Source organism: Companilactobacillus halodurans (assembly GCF_009600985.1).
Lineage (GTDB): Bacteria > Bacillota > Bacilli > Lactobacillales > Lactobacillaceae > Companilactobacillus > Companilactobacillus halodurans.
Genome location: NZ_VDFP01000119.1, coordinates 1 through 1499 on the forward strand (window position 1 = coordinate 1; position 1499 = coordinate 1499).

The window sequence follows — 1499 nt, forward strand, 5'->3', positions numbered from 1 at the left end:
CGCCGTCCGGAAAACAGGTATTAAACGGACTACCTTTATTCGATATTGAAAGAAATTTGATGTACAACGATGATGCTTAAATGAGATAATAATGTAGATCCAGTCTGGTAAGTGTCAAATATGCTATAAAAGCACGGGTTGAAAACGAGGATAGAAAAAGGGGAATGTGTTCATGTCTGTAGATTCTTGGTTTAAAAATTATGTTTCAGAAAACATAAATATAGATAGTAAAAAAAGCGCAAGGGCAAGAACTAGTAGAAATTGGTTAACTTCAAATATTAAAGATCTTAGTCAAAAAAACGAGGAAAACCTTGAATTATACTCGGACTCAGAATTTGCACTAAAAATGGGATCATTTGCTCGAAAGACACAGATTAGACCTCTTGACGATGTTGACCAAATGATTATCTTTTCGGCAAAGGGGAGCACCGCTAATTTAGATACGTCTCAATGGAATCAGGTGTTTGTAAATGTTCCAGATAGCGCTCCAGAATTAAAGAAAATGGATGGAGAAAATGGGCTTAGTTCTATAAAAGTCTTGAATTATCTTAAACAGCTATTGAATGGAATATCGCAATATCAATCGGCAGATATTAAAAGGAGTCAGCAAGCACTTAGACTGGAATTATCAAGCTACGACTGGGGATTCGATATAGTCCCTGGATTTAGAACTGTTGATGATGAGCAGGGATATTACTACTACATCATTCCAAATGGGAACGGCACTTGGGAAAAAACAGATCCGCGAATAGATCGTCAAAATTTAACAGAATATCAAAAAGAAACCCCAATTGATCTAAGAGAAGTAGTGCGCATTATCAAATATTGGAGAAAGGCTCATAACGCAGTATGTAAGCTTAATTCTTATGCACTAGAGACCACGGTTCTTGACTTTATAGATACTAATCCAATATATTCCAACTCTCGAGAATTTATAGAAAATTTTCTTCTTTATCTTTCAAAAGCAGTTTTAGGTTCTGTTCAAGATAGAAAGGGCATTCAAGGAGATCTTAATTCTTTGGATTATATAGATCGTTTAGAAATTCAGGAAAAAGCGATATACTACCATGACATGATAAAAGAAGCTAATAATTACGAATCTGAATCCATGAGTGAGCAAGCAATAAAATCTTGGACAAATTTTTTTGGAGACTGATCGATGAAGATAAGATTCGATATAGCTAAGCAAAACACGCCTGAAGCAATTCAATTATTGTCTGCACAAAGACATTTATATTCTCAAGCAAAATTTATAGAATTTTTTAGCTTTTTTTCAACATTAGCTCCAATTATTCTTGTACTTTTTATTAAAAATAGAATTTGTATTCAGTTCATTACAACCATCATCACTGTGGTTTCTCTCCTACTAACTCAGTGGTCAAAAGATAAAATAAAAAGCGCTACAAGAATTCAAGAAAAGTTTGACACTCTTATATTTGGACTAAATTGGAATAAAATATTAGTTGGCAGAGAACCGAGCCCAGAGATTATTAATAAGT

Annotated in this window: 2 protein-coding genes; both read left to right on the forward strand. The window is 33.8% G+C overall.

Annotation, left to right across the window (positions count from 1 at the left end):
• Positions 1–172: 172 nt before the first annotated feature.
• Positions 173–1156, forward strand: coding sequence for a hypothetical protein (locus tag FHL06_RS12905; protein ID WP_052467410.1), 984 nt, complete (start codon positions 173–175; stop codon positions 1154–1156).
• Between the two features lie 3 nt (positions 1157–1159).
• On the forward strand, positions 1160–1499 hold a 340-nt coding region (locus FHL06_RS12910), incomplete at its 3' end, for an S-4TM family putative pore-forming effector (protein ID WP_238334048.1).

Coding starts and splice junctions, on each gene's coding strand:
- FHL06_RS12905 (WP_052467410.1), top strand. CDS start 173: ATGTCTGTAGATTCTTGGTTTAAAAATTATGTTTCAGAAAACATAAAT.